Origin of the sequence: Microbulbifer jejuensis, from assembly GCF_047289955.1 — a bacterium.
Classification (GTDB): Bacteria; Pseudomonadota; Gammaproteobacteria; order Pseudomonadales; family Cellvibrionaceae; genus Microbulbifer.
Genome location: NZ_JBLBUB010000071.1, coordinates 1 through 1387 on the forward strand (window position 1 = coordinate 1; position 1387 = coordinate 1387).

The 1387-nt window shown below is 57.0% G+C and carries 1 protein-coding gene; it reads left to right on the forward strand.

The window, feature by feature from the left end; genetic code table 11:
- On the forward strand, positions 1-1387 hold a 1387-nt coding region (locus ACL7TT_RS20500; RefSeq protein WP_413398030.1), incomplete at both ends, for a right-handed parallel beta-helix repeat-containing protein.

Below are 1387 nucleotides of genomic sequence, written 5' to 3' on the forward strand. Positions count from 1 at the left end.
ATCAATACCAAGCGGCAGGACTGGTCGGGTATCGAAATTGTTGCCGGGGCCACGGCGAGTATCGCATACGCCGAAGTGCATTGTGCCAGCAAGGGTATCTATTTTAATGGCGGCGATGGTTCGCTGCGCCATTCACAGTTGCTGAATAACTACACCGGTATTGATACCCGGGCCGCTTCGGCAGAAGCGGTGATTGCCCCGCAGATAGCCGGCAATACCATTCGCGGCAGCCAAAACGGTATCTATGTGTATCGCAACAGTGCCCCGCAGATCAGCGGCGGCAATGTGATTGCCGGGAACACCTATGGTATCTACGCCGAGGGCCACAGGAGCGATGCGGCGCAGAACCCGCTACCGGCAGTCACCGGCAACAGTCTCTACGACAACAGTTCTTACAGCTATTACACCCGCTATTTTGCAGATGCGGCACAGACCACCCTGGATGCCACCGGCAACTGGTGGGGTACCACAGATGCGGGGCAGATTGCACAGAAGATTTACGACTGGACGGATAACCAGGGCACCTATCCGGTTGTGGACTACCGCAGCTTTCTGGATGGGGCCGAGGGTGATCCGGCCTATGTTGGAGAGATACTGTTGGGTCCTTTCACGGAAGATGCGGACTTGTCAGAAGGCAGTTATTTGGTGCTCGGCCGGGTGGAAGTTGCGGCGGGTGCCACCCTGGGCATTGGTTCCGGCACAGAGCTGCAGTTTGCCGGCAAATTTCCGTTACTGGTCAGAGGTGTACTGACGGCAGAGGGTAGTGAGGCCTCGCCCATTGTTTTCAAGCCGGCAGCAGAAGCCTGTGATGGTATCAATACCAAGCGGCAGGACTGGTCGGGTATCGAAATTGTTGCCGGGGCCACGGCGAGTATCGCATACGCCGAAGTGCATTGTGCCAGCAAGGGTATCTATTTTAATGGCGGCGATGGTTCGCTGCGCCATTCACAGTTGCTGAACAACTACACCGGTATTGATACCCGGGCCGCTTCGGTAGAAGCGGTGATTGCCCCGCAGATAGCCGGCAATACCATTCGCGGCAGCCAAAGCGGTATCTATGTGTATCGCAACAGTGCCCCGCAAATCAGCGGCGGCAATGTGATTGCCGGGAACACCTATGGTATCTACGCCGAGGGCCACAGGAGCGATGTGGCGCAGAACCCGCTACCGGTAGTCACCGGCAACAGTCTCTACGACAACAGTTCTTACAGCTATTACACCCGCTATTTTGCAGATGCGGCACAGACCACCCTGGATGCCACCGGCAACTGGTGGGGCACCACAGATGCGGGACAGATTGCACAGAAGATCTACGACTGGACGGATAACCAGGGCACCTATCCGGTTGTGGACTACCGCAGCTTTCTGGATGGGGCCGAGGGTGATC